Here is a 19,291-nt window from a genome sequence, read left to right on the forward strand (position 1 = left end):
CCCCATCGGCAGCAAGGCAAGGCTCCAGGCATCGATTCCAAGCTGGTCCAGGGTATCCAGCGAGGAGACGTCATGAGCATTTTCAGTCACTTCCAGGGGCGTTTTGAAGCGACTCGCCAGGAAGAGTATTCCCTTCAGGAATACCTTGAGATCTGCAAGAAGGATCGTACCGCCTTTGCCAGTGCCGCCGAGCGCATGCTCATGGCCATCGGCGAACCCGAACTGGTGGACACCACCAGCGACTCACGCCTGTCCCGCATCTTTTCCAACAAGGTCATCCGCCGCTATCCGGCCTTTGCCGACTTCCACGGCATGGAAGACTGCATCGAGCAGATCGTGTCCTACTTCCGCCATGCGGCGCAGGGCCTGGAAGAGAAGAAGCAGATCCTCTATCTGCTCGGCCCGGTAGGTGGCGGCAAATCCTCCCTCGCGGAGAAACTCAAGCACCTGATCGAGAAGGTCCCTTTCTACGCCATCAAGGGCTCGCCGGTGTTCGAATCGCCGCTGGGGCTGTTCAATCCCGACGAAGATGGTCAGATTCTCGAAGAGGACTACGGCATCCCTCGCCATTACCTGCGCAGCATCATGTCGCCCTGGGCGGCCAAGCGCCTGCAGGAATTCGGTGGCGACATCAGCAAGTTCAAGGTGGTCAAGCTCTACCCCTCCATCCTCAACCAGATCGCCATCGCCAAGACCGAACCGGGCGACGAGAACAATCAGGACATCTCCGCCCTGGTGGGCAAGGTGGACATCCGCAAGCTGGAGGAGTACCCGCAGAACGATGCGGACGCCTACAGCTATTCCGGTGCCCTGTGCCGCGCCAACCAGGGCCTGATGGAATTCGTGGAGATGTTCAAGGCCCCGATCAAGGTCCTGCACCCCTTGCTGACCGCGACCCAGGAAGGCAACTACAACAGCACCGAAGGCCTCGGCGCCCTGCCCTACAGCGGCATCATCCTGGCCCACTCCAACGAATCCGAGTGGCACACCTTCCGCAACAACAAGAACAACGAGGCCTTCATCGACCGGATCTACATCGTCAAGGTGCCCTACTGCCTGCGTGTCTCCGACGAGATCCACATCTACGACAAGCTCTTGGTCAACAGCTCCCTGGCCAACGCCCATTGCGCGCCGGACACCCTGAAGATGCTGGCCCAGTTCTCGGTGCTCTCGCGCCTCAAGGAACCGGAAAACTCCAACATCTACTCGAAGATGCGCGTCTACGACGGCGAAAACCTCAAAGACACCGATCCCAAGGCCAAGTCGATCCAGGAGTACCGCGACAGCGCTGGCGTCGACGAGGGCATGAACGGCCTGTCCACTCGCTTCGCCTTCAAGATCCTCTCGCGGGTGTTCAACTTCGACGCCAACGAGATCGCGGCCAACCCGGTGCACCTGCTCTATGTGCTGGAGCAGCAGATCGAAGCCGAGCAGTTCCCGGCCGAGACCCGCGAGCGCTACATGAGATTCATCAAGGAATACCTGGCGCCACGCTATGTGGAGTTCATCGGCAAGGAGATCCAGACCGCCTACCTCGAGTCCTACAGCGAATACGGCCAGAACATCTTCGACCGCTATGTGCTCTACGCCGACTTCTGGATCCAGGATCAGGAATACCGCGATCCGGAAACCGGCGAGATCCTCAATCGCGCCTCTCTCAACGAGGAACTGGAGAAGATCGAGAAGCCGGCCGGCATCAGCAATCCGAAGGATTTCCGCAACGAGATCGTCAACTTCGTGTTGCGCGCCCGTGCCAACAATAACGGCAAGAATCCGAGCTGGCTGTCCTACGAGAAGCTGCGCGCGGTGATCGAGAAGAAGATGTTCTCCAACACCGAGGAGCTCCTGCCGGTCATCAGCTTCAATGCCAAGGCCAGCAAGGAAGATCAGCAGAAGCACAGTGATTTCGTGACCCGCATGGTGGAGCGCGGGTACACCGAGAAGCAGGTGCGGCTGCTATCCGAGTGGTATTCACGGGTACGCAAGTCGCAGTAAGGCAGCCTGAGGCTGAACCCGCGACGACGCGCCTGCCGCGTCGTCGTGGCGTCCTGCAATAGCCCGGAGGGCCTGTATGAGTTATGTCATCGACCGGCGTCTAAACGGCAAGAACAAGAGCACGGTGAACCGCACGCGTTTCCTGCGGCGCTATCGTGAGCACATCAAGAAGGCGGTCGAGGAAGCCGTGAGTCGGCGCTCCATCACCGACATGGAGCACGGCGAGCAGATCAGCATTCCTGCCCGTGACATCGATGAGCCCGCGCTGTACCAAGGCAAGGGCGGGCGCCAGACCATCGTCCACCCGGGCAACAAGGAATTCGTCAGCGGCGAACGCATCCCGCGCCCCCAGGGGGGTGGCGGCGGTCAGGGCCAGGGCAAGGCCAGCAACAGCGGCGAAGGCATGGACGAATTCGCCTTCCAGATCACCCAGGACGAATTCCTCGACTTCATGTTCGAGGACCTGGAGCTGCCCAACCTGGTCAAGAAGCAACTGACCGGCACCGACACCTTCAAGACGGTACGCGCCGGCATCAGCAACGAGGGCAATCCGGCCCGCATCAACATCATCCGCACCCTGCGCGCCTCCCATGCCCGGCGCATCGCCCTCTCCGGCGGCAGCCGCAACAAGCTGCGCGAAGCCAGGGCCGAACTGGCGCGGCTGCGGGTGGAAGAGCCCGACAACCTGGGCGACATCCAGGTGCTGGAGGCCGAGATCGAGCGGCTGCGCGCGCGCATCGACAAGGTGCCCTTCCTCGACACCTTCGACCTCAAGTACAACCTGCTGTCCAAGCAGCCCAGCCCCAGCTCCAAGGCGGTGATGTTCTGCCTGATGGACGTCTCCGGCTCCATGACCCAGGCCACCAAGGACATCGCCAAGCGCTTCTACATCCTGCTCTACCTGTTTCTCAAGCGGAACTACGAGCGCATCGAGGTGGTGTTCATCCGCCACCACACCAGTGCCAAGGAAGTGGATGAGGAGGAATTCTTCTACTCCCGGGAAACCGGCGGCACCATCGTCTCCAGCGCTCTCAAGCTGATGCAGGAGGTCATGGCCGAGCGCTATCCGGTCAACGAGTGGAATCTCTATGCCGCCCAGGCCTCCGACGGCGACAACTGGAACGACGACTCGCCCATCTGCCGGGAGATCCTGACCAAGCAGATCCTGCCATTCATGCAGTACTACACCTATGTAGAGATCACCCCGCGCGAGCACCAGGCGTTGTGGTACGAATACGAGAACGTCCGCGGCGCCTTCCCGGATTCCTTCTCGCAGCAGCAGATCGTCTCGGCGGGGGATATCTATCCCGTGTTCCGCGAACTGTTCCAGCGGAGACTCGTGTCATGAAACGTGAGCCCATCTCCACCGGCTCGGAATGGACCTTCGAGCTGATCCAGACCTACGACCGGGAGATCGCCCGGATCGCCAAGCGCTATGCGCTGGACACCTATCCCAACCAGATCGAGGTGATCACCGCCGAGCAGATGATGGATGCCTATGCCTCCGTCGGCATGCCCATCGGCTACAACCACTGGTCCTACGGCAAGCACTTCCTGCACACCGAGAAGCACTACAGCCGCGGCCAGATGGGCCTGGCCTACGAGATCGTGATCAACTCCGATCCCTGCATCGCCTACCTCATGGAAGAGAACACCATGACCATGCAGGCGCTGGTGATCGCCCACGCCTGCTATGGCCACAACAGCTTCTTCAAGGGCAACTACCTGTTCCGCACCTGGACCGATGCCAGCTCCATCATCGACTACCTGGTGTTCGCCAAGCAGTACATCACCCAGTGCGAGGAACGCCATGGCATCGATGCCGTGGAAGAACTGCTGGATTCCTGCCATGCGCTGATGAACTACGGGGTGGATCGTTACAAGCGGCCCTACCCCATTTCCGCCGCCGAGGAACGCCAGCGGCAGAAGGAGCGCGAGGAGCAGTTGCAGCGCCAGGTCAACGATCTCTGGCGGACCATTCCCAAGATGGCCGGCAAGGAGGCCCATGACGAAGGGGCGCGCTTCCCCAGCGAACCCCAGGAAAACATCCTCTATTTCGTGGAAAAGCACGCGCCGCTGCTGGAGCCCTGGCAGCGCGAGGTGATCCGCATCGTGCGCAAGATCGCCCAGTACTTCTATCCCCAGCGCCAGACCCAGGTGATGAACGAGGGTTGGGCCACCTTCTGGCACTACACCCTGCTCAACGATCTCTACGACGAGGGCCTGGTCACCGAAGGCTTCATGTTCGAATTCCTGCAATCCCACGCCGGGGTGATCTACCAGCCGGGCTTCGACAGCCCCTACTACAGCGGCATCAACCCCTACACCCTGGGCTTCGCCATGTTCCGCGACATCCGGCGCATCTGCGAGGACCCCACGGAGGAAGACCGCCGCTGGTTCCCCGACATCGCAGGCAGCGACTGGCTGGCCACCGTCACCTTCGCCATGAAGAGCTTCAAGGACGAAAGCTTCATCCTGCAGTACCTCTCGCCCAAGGTGATCCGTGACCTCAAGCTGTTCAGCATCCTCGATGACGACCAGCGCGACGAACTGGAGGTGGCGGCCATCCACGACGACGGCGGCTATCGCCTGATCCGCGAGCAACTCGCCGCCCAGTACAACCTGGGCAATCGCGAGCCCAATGTGCAGATCTGGAACGTGGACCGGCGTGGCGATCGCTCCCTTACCCTTCGCCACTTCCAGCATGACCGCAAGCCGCTGGGCAACTCCACGGACGAGGTGCTCAAGCACCTGCACCGGCTCTGGGGCTTCGACATTCGGCTGGAAAGCGTGAGGGGCGAAGACGTCACCCACAGCTTCCAGGTTCCGCCCCGCCATGAGAGCCGCGATCACGACCGCCGCCTGGATCTGGCGTCGCCGATCTGAGCCGAGTCGCTCTTTCGGGCTATCCTAGACCTCCGCAAGGAGGTCTTTTTCTATGCAAATCTACAAGGTGGGCGGTGCCGTACGGGATCGCCTGCTCGGCCGACCGGTCACCGAAGTCGACTGGGTCGTGGTGGGCGCCACCGCCGAAGCCCTCGCAGCCCAGGGCTATCGCCCGGTGGGCGCCGATTTCCCGGTGTTCCTGCATCCCCAGACCGGTGAGGAATACGCCCTGGCCCGCACCGAACGCAAGAGCGGGCGCGGCTACGGCGGCTTCACCTTCCACGCCGCGCCCGACGTCACCCTGGAGCAGGATCTGATCCGTCGCGACCTGACCGTCAACGCCATGGCCGAAGACGACGACGGCCAGGTCATCGACCCCTACGGCGGCCGCGCCGATCTCCAGGCGCGCCTGTTGCGCCACGTCTCTCCCGCCTTCGCCGAAGATCCGTTGCGCGTGCTGCGCGTCGCCCGCTTCGCCGCCCGCTATTGCAGCCTGGGTTTCCAGGTGGCGCCCGAGACGCTGCTGCTGATGCAGGAGATGGTCGCCAGTGGCGAGCTGGACGCCCTGACCGCCGAACGACTGTGGAAGGAAATCTCCCGTGCGCTGCTCGAAGAGCGGCCCGATGTCTTCATTCGGGTGCTGCACGACTGCGGCGCCCTGGCGGCGCTCCTGCCGGAGGTGGCTGCCGGGTTCGCCGGTGAGCAACCCGAACCCGGCGCCCGGGTCTATGCCACCCTGCGCCAGAGCGCCGAGGTCCAGGCCTCACTGAACGTACGCTGGGCCTGCCTGCTGCTGGACGTACCGGAAGAGCGACATGCTGCCATCAACGCCCGCCTCAAGGTCCCGCGCGAACCCGCCGAACTGGCCTTGTTGCTGGCGCGCCATTGGCCCACGGCCCTGCAGGCGCGACAGCTGACACCGGAGGCCTGGTTCGAGCTGCTGCAGGGTTTCGACGTCTTGCGGCGTCCGGCGCGCTTCGAGGAGTTCCTCCAGGCCTGCACCTGTGCGGCGGCGGTAAGGACCGACGACGGCGAACCACCGTTGACCCTGCTGCGCCAGGCAGCCGAGGTGTTGCGCGGGGTCGAGGTCCAGCCCTTGGTCGCCCAGGGCTTCAAGGGCGCCGCCCTGGGCGAGGCCCTCAAGCAGGCCCGCCTCGACGCCCTGGCCCAGCTCTCGTAGGTTGGCGCTGAGCGCCGCGAGGCCCAACAATGGCCGCCATGCATGCCGCCTGTTGGGCTTCGACGATAGAGCCGTCTCAACCCAACCTACCCTACCCGTAGGTTGGGTTGAGCACAGCGAAGCCCAACACCCCTACCCCGGAGCACCGCTGGGCTTCGACGATGGTGCCGTCTCAACCCAACCTACGGCAGGAAGAGGAAGGCCAAGCGCAAGCCGGGTCCCCGTAGGTTGGCGCTGAGCGCAGCGAAGCCCAACACCTCTCCCCCGGAGCCCCGTTGGGCTTCGACGATGGCGCCGTCTCAACCCAACCTACGGCAGGGAGAGAAAGACCAAGCGCAAGCCGGTTTTCCGTAGGTTGGCGCTGAGCGCAGCGAAGCCCAACGACCACTGCGTTACGCCAGCTTGGCGCCAAGCAACGCTGCCGGCGTCAACGCCATACCCTTCCAGCTAAAGGATACCGGTCGCAGCACCTGGGTGGTCTGATCGCGCATCTCCTGCCACAGCTCGTCAAAGCTCCGACCGTTGTCCGGGTGCCGCCGCTCACCGGCCAGCAAGGCCAGTGGCCAGAGCACGAAGGCGTTGCGCAGGATCTCGGCGCGCGGCAGGGTCAGGCCATCGAACTCACCGCTCAGGTCGCCATGCAGCAGGATATCGATGTCCAGCGGCAGGCCCTGGCGATCCGGCGCATAGCGACCGCTGCGGGTTTCGATGGCCTTGAGTCTGTGACTCAGGGTCGCGGGATCGAGCTCGGTGTCACCCGCCACCACCAGGTTGAAGAAAGGCGTGCTACGGATACCCACCGCCTCGCTTTCGAACACCGGTGAGCACTGCAGGTCGGTCAGCAGCGTCGCGAGTTCGTCCAGGGCCATGCCCAGGTGCTGCTCGCGCTGGATGTTGCTGCCCAGCCCCAGATAGACCCGGGTCACGCCTGCCCCCGCTCGATCTCCACGCCCACGCCACGGGCGGTCGGCACCGCGCCGGGCTTGGTGATGCGCAGGCGCAGCCAGGGCAGCTTGAATTCCGCCTGCAGCAAGGCGGCCAGACGCTCGGCGAAGGTCTCGACCAGTTCGAAGGCGGTCTCGTGGGCAAAGGCGGTGATGCGCTCGGCCACCGCCGCATAGTTCAGGGTGTGTTCGAGTTCGTCGTTCGCGGCAGCCGCGCGGATATCCCAGCCCATGGTGAGATCGATGCGCAGGCACTGGCGGATGTCACGCTCCCAGTCGTACACCCCTATCACGGTGTCGACCTCGAGCCCCTCGATGAAAACCTTGTCCACTGCCTTTGCCTCGCACCTTTAGCGTGCTCTGTGTGATCGTCACCGCCGGCCTATCGTCGGGCGGCGGGCTGTCGGTAGAATCGAGCCTTCTCCTGGCGCGGAACCCTACCATGTTCTGGCTGCTGCTCCTGCTGGCCTACCTGCTGGGCTCGCTGTCCTTCGCCGTGCTGCTCAGTCGCCTGTTCGGCACCCGCGATCCGCGTCACGACGGCTCCGGCAATCCCGGCGCCAGCAACATGCTGCGCCTGGCCGGACGCAAGCTGGCGCTGTTGACCCTCGCCGGCGACCTGAGCAAGAGTCTGATTCCCGTGCTCATCGCCCACCAACTGGGCCTTGCGCCCCTGCAGCAGGCCTGGATCGGGCTGGCCGCCGTGGTCGGCCATCTCTATCCGCTGTATTTCCATTTCCGCGGTGGCAAGGGTGTCGCCACCGCGGCCGGTCTGCTGCTGGGGCTCTATCCGCCTGCAGCCCTGCTGGGCCTGGTGCTCTGGGCCGCGGTGTTCGCCCGCCTGAGGATCGCCTCCCTGGCGTCCCTGGTCGCCGTGCTCGGCATCCTGCCGCTGTTCGCCTGGCAGCGCCCGGACCTGCTGGCACCGATGCTACTGCTCGCCCTGCTCATCCTGATTCGCCACAGACACAATCTGCGCGCGCTGCGCCAGGGGACCGAGCGTCATTTTTGATCCTGGCGCCGCACGGGGATTACCCGGCGACGCCCTCCGCCCGTCTCAGAGCGCCGCCAATTGCTCCATGGGCCAACGCGCCTTCACGGCAATGGCCGGACCTTCCTGCTGGCCGGCCAGTAGCCGCTGGCAACCGGCATAGGCGATCATGGCGCCGTTGTCAGTGCAGAAGCGCGGCCGGGCATAGAAGACGTGGCCGCCTAGTTCGCCAAGCATCTGCTCCAGGTTCTCGCGCAAGGCGCGGTTGGCGCTGACACCACCGGCGATCACCAGCGACTTGAGCCCGGTCTGCTTCAGCGCGCGCTTGCACTTGATCGCCAGGGTCTCGACCACCGCCGTCTGGAAGGCCAGGGCGATGTCGCAACGGGTCTGCTCACTGTCGTCACCGGCGGCCTTGCAGCGCTGCCAGGTGGTGAGGGTAAAGGTCTTGAGACCGCTGAAGCTGAATTCCAGGCCGGGCCGATCGGTCATGGGCCGCGGAAAGACGAAGCGCCCCGTCACCCCACGCTCGGCCAGGCGGGCGATCTCCGGTCCCCCCGGATAGCTCAGGCCCAGCAGCTTGGCGGTCTTGTCGAAGGCCTCGCCGGCGGCATCGTCCAGGGATTCGCCCAGCACCGTATAGCGGCCGATGCCATCGACCTGTACCAGCTGGGTGTGGCCACCGGAGACCAGCAGGGCGACGAAGGGAAACTGCGGCGGCTGCTCTTCGAGCATGGGCGCCAGCAGATGCCCTTCCATATGATGGACACCCAGGGCGGGCACGCCCCAGGCCAGCGCCAGCGCCTGGGCACAGGCGGCGCCCACCAGCAGGGCACCGACCAGGCCGGGGCCGGCGGTATAGGCGATGGCGTCCACGTCTTCAGGACGGCTGCCCGCCTCCTCCAGCACTTCGCGGATCAGCGGCAGCATGCGCTTGACGTGATCGCGCGAGGCCAGCTCCGGCACCACGCCACCGTAGACGCGATGCAGATCGATCTGGCTGAACAGCGCATCGGCCAGCAGGCCGCGCTCGCTGTCGTAGAGGGCGACGCCGGTTTCATCGCAGGACGTTTCCAGTCCCAGAACACGCATGGAGATAAGCCTTCGAGGGTATAAGATGTCAGGCTGCGCATGATAAGCGCCGCTTCCAGCACCGGCCAGCGCTTTTCGTCCGCCGGGGCTTGGCAGCGGGGCAGTTGAAGCGTTACTATCCGCAACCCTTAAAAACCGACGCTTCCCGTGCCCTTTTGCCGCTAGCGTTGGATTAAACCTCGGTAAATTTGAAGGTACGACCTGGATGCCCAACGTCAAAGTCAAAGAAAACGAACCCTTCGACGTAGCGCTGCGTCGTTTCAAGCGTTCCTGCGAGAAGGCCGGTGTACTGGCCGAAGTTCGTAGCCGCGAGTTCTACGAAAAGCCCACCGCCGAGCGCAAGCGTAAAGCTGCCGCCGCGGTCAAGCGCCACGCCAAGAAAGTACAGCGCGAGCAGCGCCGTCGCGAGCGCCTGTACTGAGTTACAGCGCTCCTCTGGCGTCATCAAACAACCCGACCTCTGGTCGGGTTGTCTGTTTCTAGCCTTCCCGTTTCACCCTGGCGTCCGCTGGCGCTAGACTCTCCTTCTGGCCATTTGGCCTGCCCCACCCTCCGCTCTTCGCCCTTCTATCCAGACGCTGACCATGGCCGGACTCATCCCGCAAGGCTTCATCGACGACCTGCTCAATCGCACCGACATCGTCGAGGTGGTGGGCGCGCGGGTGAAGCTCAAGAAGGCCGGCAAGAACTGGATGGCCTGTTGCCCCTTCCATAACGAGAAGACGCCCTCCTTCAGCGTCAGCCCCGACAAGCAGTTCTACTACTGCTTCGGCTGCGGTGCCGGTGGCAACGCCCTGGGCTTCATCATGGACCACGACAACCTCGAATTTCCCGAGGCGGTCGAGGAGCTGGCCAAGAAGGCCGGCGTGGACGTGCCGCGCGAAGAGAGCGGCGGTCGGCGCAAGCCGCGGCAACCCACCGACTCCCCGCTCTACCCGCTGCTGGCCGCCGCCGCCGAATACTATCGCCTGGCGCTGCGCAACCACCCCAAGCGCCAGGCGGCAGTGGACTACCTGAAGAAGCGCGGCCTCACCGGCGAGATCGCCCGGGATTTTGGCCTGGGCTTCGCCCCGCCCGGCTGGGACAACCTGGGCAAGCACCTGGGCGGCGACGACCTGCAGCAGAAGGCCATGCTCGACGCCGGTCTGCTGGTGGAAAACGCCGAGAGCGGCAAACGCTACGATCGTTTTCGCGACCGGGTGATCTTCCCCATCCGCGACAGCCGTGGCCGGGTCATCGCCTTTGGTGGTCGGGTGCTGGGCGACGACAAGCCCAAGTACCTCAACTCGCCGGAAACCCCGGTGTTCCACAAGGGCCAGGAACTCTACGGGTTGTTCGAGGCGCGCAAGCACAACCGCGACCTGGACGAGATCCTGGTCGTGGAAGGCTACATGGACGTCATCGCCCTGGCCCAGCAAGGCATCCGCAATGCCGTGGCCACCCTGGGCACCGCCACCAGCGAAGAGCACATCAAGCGGCTGTTCCGCATCGTGCCGAGCATCCTGTTCTGCTTCGACGGCGACCAGGCCGGCCGCAGCGCCGCCTGGCGCGCCCTGGAATCGGCACTGCCGGTGCTCAAGGACGGCTTCCGGGTGCGCTTCCTGTTCCTGCCCGAAGGCGAGGACCCGGACACCCTGGTGCGTGCCGAGGGCGCGGATGCCTTCCAGGCGCGCTTCGTCCAGCAGGCCCAGCCGCTGGCCGAGTACTTCTTCCAGCAACTGATGATCGAGGCGGATCCGGCGACACTGGAGGGCAAGGCGCACCTGGCCACCCTGGCGGCGCCGCTGATCGAGAAGATTCCCGGCAACAACCTGCGCCTGCTGATGCGGCAGCGCCTGGGCGAACTCACCGGCCTCGGCAACGATGCCCTGAGCCAGCTGGCGCCCTCCGCGCCGCCGCAGGATGCCCCGCCCATGGACTATGGCGACTACGCCTACGCCCATGCCGAGGAAGCCCCGGCGCAGCAGCAGTGGACGCCCCGCCGTGAAGGCAAGGGTGGGCGTGACGGCAAGGGCTGGAAAAAGGACTTCAACGGCAAGGGCGGCGGCGAACGCATCCCGCGCCAGCCACCGGTCAAGGTGGAAACGCCGGTGCTGGCCGCGCTACGCAGCCTGCTGCACCACCCCACCCTCGCCCAGGCGGTGCAGGACGCCCGCGACCTGGCCGAGGAAAGCGATCAGTACGCCCAGTTGCTGGTCGCCCTGGTCGAGGCGCTGCAGAAGAAGCCGGGGCAGAGCACCCTGGCACTCATCGCCCGCTGGCATGGCACCGAACAGGGACGCCTGTTGCGCGCCCTGGCGGAAAAAGAATGGCTGATTGCCGGCGACAACCTTGAACAACAGTTTTTCGACACCATAACGAGGTTAGCCGCCAGCCAGCGTGATCGCTCGCTGGAGCAACTCCTACGCAAGGCGCGACAGAGCGAACTGAGCTCCGAAGACAAGGACCGCCTACGCGAACTCCTCAGCCGTCCGGCGGGGTCCGTGACCTAACTGGCACGACCACCGTCTAACCGGCTATAATGTTCAGCTATTTTTGCCCGCCTAAGCCTTCAGTGGAAGGGTACCTATGTCCGGAAAAGCGCAACAGCAATCCCGTCTGAAAGAATTGATCGCCCGCGGTCGTGAGCAGGGTTACCTGACTTACGCGGAGGTCAATGACCACCTACCGGAGGATATTTCAGATCCGGAACAGGTGGAAGACATCATCCGCATGATCAATGACATGGGGATCAACGTATTCGAGACCGCGCCGGACGCCGATGCCCTGCTGCTGGCCGAAACGGATACCGACGAAGCCGCCGCCGAAGAAGCCGCCGCCGCTCTGGCCGCGGTGGAGAGCGATGTCGGCCGCACCACCGACCCGGTGCGCATGTACATGCGTGAAATGGGTACCGTGGAACTGCTGACCCGCGAAGGCGAGATCGAGATCGCCAAGCGCATCGAGGAAGGCATCCGCGAAGTCATGGGCGCCATCGCCCAGTTCCCGGGCACCGTCGACTACATCCTCAGCGAATACACCCGCGTCACCACCGAAGGCGGTCGCCTGTCCGACGTCCTCGCTGGCTACATCGATCCCGACGACGGCACCCTGCCCAACGAGAGCAATGAGCTGCCCGTCCCGAACAAGGCTACCGATGCCAAGGCCGTGGACGACGAGAAGGACGAAGAGGAAGAAAGCGACGACGCCGACGAGGAAGAAGGCGACGGCGGTCCGGATCCGGAAGAGGCTCGCCTGCGTTTCGGCGCAGTTGCCGAGCAGCTGGAAAAGACCAAGAAGACACTGAAGAAGCACGGCCGCGATAACGATCACGCCGTGGAAGAATTCGTTGCCCTGGCCCTGCTGTTCTCGCCGATCAAGCTGGTGCCCAAGCAGTACGAAGCCCTGGTGACCCGCGTGCGCGAGTCCCTGGAGCGTGTGCGTGGCCTCGAGCGCGCCATCATGCAGCTGGCCGTGCGCGATGCGCGCATGCCGCGTGCCGACTTCCTGCGCCACTTCCCGGGCAACGAGACCAACACCGAATGGACCGCCGGCCTGCTCAAGGGCAAGCCCAAGTACGCCGAGGGTCTCGAGCGCTTCCAGGCCGACATCCAGGCCAAGCAGGCCCAGTTGGCCGAACTTGAGCGTGACTACGAGCTGAAAGTCTCGCAGATCAAGGACATCAACCGCGCCATGTCCATCGGCGAGGCCAAGGCCCGCCGCGCCAAGAAGGAAATGGTCGAGGCGAACCTGCGCCTGGTGATCTCCATCGCCAAGAAGTACACCAACCGCGGTCTGCAATTCCTCGATCTGATCCAGGAAGGCAACATCGGCCTGATGAAGGCAGTGGACAAGTTCGAATACCGCCGTGGCTACAAGTTCTCCACCTATGCCACCTGGTGGATTCGCCAGGCCATCACCCGCTCCATCGCCGACCAGGCGCGCACCATCCGGATTCCGGTGCACATGATCGAGACGATCAACAAGCTGAACCGGATCTCCCGCCAGATGCTGCAGGAGATGGGTCGCGAGCCGACCCCGGAAGAGCTGGGCGAGCGCATGGAGATGCCCGAGGACAAGATCCGCAAGGTGCTCAAGATCGCCAAGGAACCGATCTCCATGGAGACGCCCATCGGCGACGACGAGGATTCGCACCTGGGCGATTTCATCGAGGACAGCACCATGCAGTCCCCGATCGAAGTGGCCACCAGCGAAAGCCTCAAGGAAGCCACCCGCGACGTGCTCTCCGGCCTCACCGCCCGTGAAGCCAAGGTGCTGCGTATGCGCTTCGGCATCGACATGAACACCGACCACACCCTCGAGGAAGTGGGCAAGCAGTTCGACGTCACCCGCGAGCGTATCCGCCAGATCGAAGCCAAGGCCCTGCGCAAGCTGCGCCACCCTTCCCGCAGCGAACACCTGCGCTCCTTCCTCGACGAGTAAGGCGCCCACGCTGCATCAGAAACCGGAGCCCAGGCTCCGGTTTTTTTATGCCCGACAAGGGTTTGGCGATCCTCCCCCACCCCGGTATACTCCACCGCGCTATAGGGCCTATAGCTCAGTTGGTTAGAGCAGAGGACTCATAATCCTTTGGTCCACGGTTCGAGTCCGTGTGGGCCCACCAGTTTTCAGAAGCCGCGCGTTGCGCGGCTTTTTCATGCCTGGAATTTGGGCTTAATCCGAAAGCCGGTCGCTAATCTTTTCCGAACGGTCCTACGCCGCTCCCCTGCCTGCACTAGTCTTACCCTTCGTGCTATCACCTGCAGGACTTGGGAAATGGACTTCTCCCTTCTGGCGCCCTTCGCGCCGACGCTGTTCTGGCTGCTACCCCTGGCCTTCGCCATCGGCCTGCTCAAGTCACCCTGGATGAAGGGGTATCTAGGCGAATTACTGGTACGTCTTTTCGCCCATTGGCGGCTCGATAAGCAGACCTATCGCCGTCTGCACAATGTCACCCTGCCTACGCCTGACGGCACCACGCAGATCGATCATGTCTTCCTGTCGCGCTACGGCATCTTCGTCGTGGAGACGAAGAACATGAGTGGCTGGATCTTTGGCGCCGAGCACCAGGCGCAGTGGACGCAAAAGTTCTACAAGCGCACCTTCAGATTTCAGAATCCGCTGCGGCAGAACTACAAGCACCTTAAGGCGCTGGAAGCCGCCCTGGGTATCAATCCGGAGCATCTGCATTCGGTCATCACCTTTGTGGGCGGCAGCACCTTCAAGACCGAGGTGCCGGCCAATGTCACCCAGGGCATCGGCTTCATTCGCTATATCCGGTCATTCCAGCAGCCGGTATTCAGCGAGTCTGAAGTCGACGCCATGCTGCACGCCCTGCACACCGGCCGTCGCGCGCCGACCCTAGCTACGCACCGCGAGCATGTGCAAAACCTCAAGCGCCGTAGCGATCCCACAGCGGAGCGGCAATGCCCGAAATGCGGTAGTGCACTGCTGACTCGTACCGTGAAGTCAGGGGCGAAAGCAGGGCAGCAATTCTGGGGATGCTCAGGGTTCCCCAAATGCCGAACTATGCAAAATCTATGAGGGGATAGCAGTGAGACAAACGATGAGTCCCTACGCTGAAAATATACCCAACTTTTTGCTCAAGAATAATCCATGAATGAAAAACTGCCCCCGCCCCATTATTCGCTGTGACATGGGAACATCAATAATGAGAAATATTTCTTCTCTTCCTGATTATACTGCATTAAAGAAACTTGCATCTGCACTGTGGCAGCAGGAAACCTCTTACCACGGCGCAGCTGTAATGGTGGGGGCAGGCTTTAGCAGAAGTGCTGCATCGACGGGCGATGCTACTAAAAAACTTCCTCTATGGAATCATTTTTCAAGAGCACTTGCCGCTGAGTTGGATTCTAATAGCACGGATCCCCTGCGCTTAGCAGAAGAATATTGCGCCTACTTTGGCAAGCAAGCACTGCATGACCTGATCAAAAAAGAAATCAACGATACTGCGTGGGCACCTGGCGAACTGCACAAATCCCTACTGGAATTACCATGGTCAGAAGTTTTAACCACTAACTGGGATACGTTGCTTGAGCGTGCGTCAGCCGAGATACACCAGCCTATTTATAACGTAGTTTCCAAGCAAGAGGATCTTTCCAGCGCAAGATCGCCAAGAATCGTCAAGTTACATGGAACCATAGACATCGCCAAAGACTTGACTTTCACCCAAGAAGACTATCGAAAATACCCACAGCAGCACGCAGCATTTGTCAATTTTTCGCGCCAGGTATTCATCGAAAACGAACTGTGCTTGCTAGGCTTTTCCGGTGATGACCCAAATTTTCTCCAATGGGCAGGATGGGTCAGAGATCATCTGGCAACACATTCAAGACGTATTTATCTAGTTGGTGCCTTGGGGCTGAACGCTGCAAAGAGGAAGTATCTTGAATCCATCAATGTTGCGCCAATCGATTTAGATGATCTGGTTACAGATTATGACGAACACGATATTAGGCATTTAGAAGCGACAAAAATATTTATCCAGGCCCTACAAGACCTTAAGCCTAAACAAATTTGGGAGTGGAATCCAACGCAACTGCATCGTAAAACAACGACCGGTGAAGAGACTACCAAGGCTTATCAAGATGCAAATTATGCTGCAAAGTTGTTGGAGGACAAGCTTCCGCACTTGGAGAAGGATCGATTGTCGTACCCTGACTGGTTGGTTTGTCCCTACCGACAGCGATTTCAGTTACAAACTCATATAACTGATCCTTGGCCAACGCCCAAGAGCTTATCTGCGATGGCAGGAACTTCTAGAGCTAAGCTATTGTATGAGATCACATGGCATCACCAAGTAACCTTTGAAGCCATGCCATCTTGGCTGGCGAACGAGCTGCTTACTGTGTGTGATACTGACATACCCTGCGCACTATCCAAAAAGCAACAGCTGGAAGTTGCGATTTTGCTACTGAAAAATACACGCTGGATGGACAGCCCTGCATCCGAAAATATTGCCCAGACAACAAGTTATATATTGGAGAAAGGAAAAAAATACTGGCCAGAAAGTAGCAACGAACTCGCCTACCATAACGCTATCGTAGCGCGAGACAGGTTCGATTATTACGCATTAGAAAAATGCATTGAAAAAATCCCCAATAGCAATCCAATTTGGAAACTAAGGAAATCTTCTCTACTCGCCGAACTTGGGCAAGTTGATAGCGGCAAGATACTAGTAGAAGAGGCATACAAAGAGCTTCTAACCCAACATCGAAATGATCGCAACTCGATTCATGTACTTTCACGCTTAGCCTGGGCACACTGGATAATTCGCGGCGTCGAACTGCACTCGTCCGACAAAGAATTCAAAGCATTCCCATCCAACTACCGAGACGCCAAGTGCGACCCATGGGATCACATTGAACATATTAGAGAGCGAATCTCCAGCGCGTTAAATAAACAGCAAAAACAACAGGAGATCGAACCCTCATTCGAACCTGGGCGTTACAAAGACAATGCCAACACAGTGACTTTTAGTAATGAACTGCACCCTTTGCTTTTATTAGATGGCATTTCCAGCACGGTAGGAATGCCACTACGATGGAGCAGTGTCAACTTTCTTGTTGATCAAGCGTCCAGGATAGCAGAACTGGAAGGAATTGATAATTTTCATCGTTTTGCATTGGCTATCCGCTCAGCAAACAGCGACACATCGGAAGTTTTGAAAAGAGTATTTTCAAGAATTCACATTGCATGCATTTCAGATAGTGACGTAACTTTCCTGCTAAAACAGTGCATGGAGGCAATCAAGTATTGGCTCGCAAAGCGAGCAGAAAACTCTGCTGATGTTGGCCGAATAGCTATTGACCGCCTGCAAGTTTTTATCGAGGTATTGGCTCGAGTATCAGTGAGAGCCACACCAGAACAGGCAAAACAGATATTTCACTTGGCTGTATCTCTTAGCAAAAAACCGGAACTACATCATTTTTGGCTTTTTGATGCAGTCAAACACCTTTCAAAATTCTCTCTCAAGAGCATTCCCGAATCGCAGCAGCAAGATATCTTGCTAGATGCCTTGTCATACCCTCTTCAAACTGAAATAAGTGCCAGAGACTGCAAAGAGTGGGCCAATCCAGTTGTAAAGCACCCAGGAGAAAGAAAGCAAGACTCGATTCTTGATCGCCGCATAGATGAAATAATAGACCATATCTTGCCATGCGCACCTCAGAGCGCACCTGCTCTACTGCGTCTTCTCCCGTTGATTGAAAAGAATTTTTTGAAAATCGAAGAACTCAATAAAATTTCACAAAAAATATGGGGAGGCGAGCCCGTCCTGAACAGTCTTCCTGAAACAGGCTTACTCAAATATGTGTTACTTGAGATACCCTCGCCAGATCCTGGTGCCGTCAAAACCCTCGTCAGACGCTACCTATTTGAGGCAAATGGCAAAAATCTGCTTATTCCAGAGCTTTTGACGGATATAGCAAATGCTGCGCAAGCCGAAAACATCAAAGAATTCCCGTCAGCAGATCAGGCCGTCGATTATTTCGAACAATTGGTCGCTTGGAGGCCAAATAGAGAAATTAACGATACGCTCGGCTTTACGCAGAATGAAGAACACCGACTAGCTGAACTTGTTGGTGAAGTGCTGGCCCGTTCTGTTGTTCCTGCAATGCCGCCAGAAAGGCTGAATGAAGAAAACTTTCAAAAATTTTATGCTTATCATTCAGAGTCCGGGACTCCAGAGACTCTTATCGCACTCCCACATTTTGCTATTGCAAACGACGCCCTCATTGAGCCCGTGGAAAGACTAATTAGACAAGGACTTCAATCGGATGATCCAAACAAATTGGCATATGCATCATATGCCCTGCTAACTTGGAGAGATCAGAAAGAATCGCCTGTTATTGACAGATTGATCGTGAGATTGGTTTACCTGATAGGGGCAAATCGAATGTCAGGTTTGTCAGGGCTGCTTTGGACTACCAATCAGATGTACTGCAAAGAATATCTATCTGATGAAAGCATTGTGTCATTGATAGAGATTTTACCCGTCATCTTTGATAGCACTGGCTATGAAAAAATTTCTCCATCTGGACGAGAGTCCGTTAGTGTTTCATTTGTGCGCGCTGCCTGCGTCAGGCTGGCAAGTGATATTATTAAAAATGGCGAGCATCAAAATGAGGAGCTACTTAGAATATTGGAAGAGGCGAAAAAAGACGCTCTCCCCGAAGTTAGATTCGCACAAATGACAAATGTGTAATTTCCCTCATGAGAAAAAGCACATTCATCAGTATTGGGTGAGAAAGGCGTCCAACCTTGGCCGGCCAGCGTTGAATCGACAACAGGGGTCAACTCCGCATCAGCAGCGGCTGTTTAGCATGGAAAACAGTACACTGACGGTACAAGTGCCAAGTTTCCACCCCTTTCGCCAAATTACGCTCAGCATCAGTAACCACGCTGCTTTCAACTAACTATACCTGCGCCAAGCTACGCCCGATTTCACTGGGCTTGCAGCGTTTCTAGGCAACTCATAATCCTTTGGTCCACGGTTCGAGTCCGTGTGGGCCCACCAGCTTTCAGGAGCCGCGCGTTGCGCGGCTTTTTTATGCCTGGGCCTCGCCGTTCATGCTTCTAACGCTCACACATGCAGCAACGCCAACATCCCAACCACCACCCCTCCCCCCGCCACACCATACACCGCCGCCTGTAACCAACGCCTCCGCGTCAGCAGGGTGATGGCGGCCAGGGAGATGGCGACCTGCATGAGCATGGTGGCCTGGGCCCAGCGGTGGTGACGGTGGAGCTGGGTTTCGCTCAGGGCTTCGTTGGCGTCGACCTTGGCCTCCAGGGCTTCGGCCTTGATGCGGATCTCGGCCTTTTGCTGGGCATAGCGTTGGCTGTCCTGGGTGAAGCGCTGGGCGGTGTCGGGGTTGGTCGCGAGCGCGGCGCCCAAGTCGGCGAGGTTCTGCTTTTCGCCCTTGGCCTGGTAGTAGCCCCACTGGTTGGCGGCTTCGGTCTTGGCGATGGCTTCTTCGTTCTTGTAGTAGAGCGCCAGGCTCTCGGCGTTGCCGCCCTGATAGGCGCAGAGGGCGCCTAGCGTCGCGAGGATGGCGGTGGTGACGGCGATGCGGCCGGTGAGGCTGTCGCGGCGATGGGCGCCGTGGGCGGCGTGTTCCACTTCGTGGTCGTGGGGGCCGTGGACTTCGTATTCGCTGGACAAGGCTCAGCTCCGCTGCGGATTCCTGCGGCGAGGCTAGT

Annotated in this window: 14 protein-coding genes and 1 tRNA gene; 11 read left to right on the forward strand and 4 right to left on the reverse strand. The window is 59.9% G+C overall.

The window, feature by feature from the left end:
* Window positions 1-72 precede the first annotated feature (72 nt).
* The 4 genes from BMZ43_RS16335 (at window position 73) to BMZ43_RS16350 (ending at window position 6,061) form a co-directional block, all read left to right on the forward strand.
* Complete coding sequence (locus BMZ43_RS16335; protein ID WP_064306876.1) at window positions 73-1,995, forward strand: PrkA family serine protein kinase; 1,923 nt, start codon at window positions 73-75, stop codon at window positions 1,993-1,995.
* A 76-nt stretch (window positions 1,996-2,071) separates the two neighbouring features.
* Window positions 2,072-3,343, forward strand: a complete 1,272-nt coding sequence (locus BMZ43_RS16340; protein WP_093254956.1) for a YeaH/YhbH family protein — start codon at window positions 2,072-2,074, stop codon at window positions 3,341-3,343.
* The gene (locus BMZ43_RS16345; protein WP_064306809.1) at window positions 3,340-4,881 is read left to right on the forward strand and encodes a SpoVR family protein; all 1,542 of its coding nucleotides are present in this window, start codon (window positions 3,340-3,342) and stop codon (window positions 4,879-4,881) included. Before BMZ43_RS16340 ends, BMZ43_RS16345 begins: the two co-directional genes overlap by 4 nt.
* Window positions 4,882-4,933: 52 nt before the next feature.
* Window positions 4,934-6,061 carry a multifunctional CCA addition/repair protein gene (locus BMZ43_RS16350; protein ID WP_017639523.1) on the forward strand — a complete coding sequence of 376 codons (1,128 nt, stop codon included), beginning with the start codon at window positions 4,934-4,936 and terminating at the stop codon, window positions 6,059-6,061.
* A gap of 392 nt (window positions 6,062-6,453) precedes the next feature.
* Here the strand turns inward: BMZ43_RS16350 and folK are convergent, their stop codons facing one another.
* Both folK and folB read right to left on the reverse strand, forming a co-directional pair.
* Window positions 6,454-6,987 (reverse strand): 2-amino-4-hydroxy-6-hydroxymethyldihydropteridine diphosphokinase, encoded by a 534-nt coding sequence (folK, locus tag BMZ43_RS16355; RefSeq protein WP_064306810.1) that lies wholly within the window; start codon window positions 6,985-6,987, stop codon window positions 6,454-6,456.
* Window positions 6,984-7,337 carry a dihydroneopterin aldolase gene (gene folB, locus BMZ43_RS16360; protein ID WP_007159747.1) on the reverse strand — a complete coding sequence of 118 codons (354 nt, stop codon included), beginning with the start codon at window positions 7,335-7,337 and terminating at the stop codon, window positions 6,984-6,986. Before folB ends, folK begins: the two co-directional genes overlap by 4 nt.
* 110 nt (window positions 7,338-7,447) lie before the next feature.
* On the opposite strand from folB, the gene plsY reads away from it, so the two are divergent.
* Window positions 7,448-8,017, forward strand: a complete 570-nt coding sequence (gene plsY, locus BMZ43_RS16365) for a glycerol-3-phosphate 1-O-acyltransferase PlsY (RefSeq protein ID WP_017639525.1) — start codon at window positions 7,448-7,450, stop codon at window positions 8,015-8,017.
* A gap of 45 nt (window positions 8,018-8,062) precedes the next feature.
* Here plsY and tsaD read toward each other — a convergent pair whose 3' ends face one another.
* Window positions 8,063-9,088 carry a tRNA (adenosine(37)-N6)-threonylcarbamoyltransferase complex transferase subunit TsaD gene (gene tsaD, locus BMZ43_RS16370; RefSeq protein WP_064306811.1) on the reverse strand — a complete coding sequence of 342 codons (1,026 nt, stop codon included), beginning with the start codon at window positions 9,086-9,088 and terminating at the stop codon, window positions 8,063-8,065.
* A 205-nt stretch (window positions 9,089-9,293) separates the two neighbouring features.
* On the opposite strand from tsaD, the gene rpsU reads away from it, so the two are divergent.
* The 6 genes from rpsU (at window position 9,294) to BMZ43_RS16400 (ending at window position 18,293) form a co-directional block, all read left to right on the forward strand.
* Window positions 9,294-9,509: a 30S ribosomal protein S21 gene (gene rpsU, locus BMZ43_RS16375; RefSeq protein ID WP_007159750.1), complete on the forward strand. Its 216-nt coding sequence runs from the start codon at window positions 9,294-9,296 to the stop codon at window positions 9,507-9,509.
* 163 nt (window positions 9,510-9,672) lie between these two features.
* Entirely contained in the window at window positions 9,673-11,580 is a 1,908-nt protein-coding gene (gene dnaG, locus BMZ43_RS16380; RefSeq protein ID WP_064306813.1) for a DNA primase, read from the forward strand.
* A gap of 76 nt (window positions 11,581-11,656) precedes the next feature.
* The gene (rpoD, locus tag BMZ43_RS16385; RefSeq protein WP_064306814.1) at window positions 11,657-13,510 is read left to right on the forward strand and encodes an RNA polymerase sigma factor RpoD; all 1,854 of its coding nucleotides are present in this window, start codon (window positions 11,657-11,659) and stop codon (window positions 13,508-13,510) included.
* A gap of 104 nt (window positions 13,511-13,614) precedes the next feature.
* Window positions 13,615-13,691, forward strand: a tRNA-Ile gene (locus BMZ43_RS16390).
* 152 nt (window positions 13,692-13,843) lie between these two features.
* A complete protein-coding gene (locus tag BMZ43_RS16395; protein WP_064306815.1) occupies window positions 13,844-14,611 on the forward strand; it encodes a nuclease-related domain-containing protein in 768 nt (255 codons plus the stop codon).
* A gap of 76 nt (window positions 14,612-14,687) precedes the next feature.
* Entirely contained in the window at window positions 14,688-18,293 is a 3,606-nt protein-coding gene (locus BMZ43_RS16400) for an SIR2 family NAD-dependent protein deacylase (protein ID WP_218189459.1), read from the forward strand.
* A 378-nt stretch (window positions 18,294-18,671) separates the two neighbouring features.
* Here the strand turns inward: BMZ43_RS16400 and BMZ43_RS16405 are convergent, their stop codons facing one another.
* Entirely contained in the window at window positions 18,672-19,253 is a 582-nt protein-coding gene (locus BMZ43_RS16405) for a DUF4337 domain-containing protein (RefSeq protein WP_064306816.1), read from the reverse strand.
* Window positions 19,254-19,291: the final 38 nt, after the last annotated feature.

The sequence above is a fragment of the Pseudomonas sp. Snoq117.2 genome, assembly GCF_900110545.1.
GTDB classification, from domain to species: Bacteria; Pseudomonadota; Gammaproteobacteria; order Pseudomonadales; family Pseudomonadaceae; genus Chryseomonas; species Chryseomonas benzopyrenica.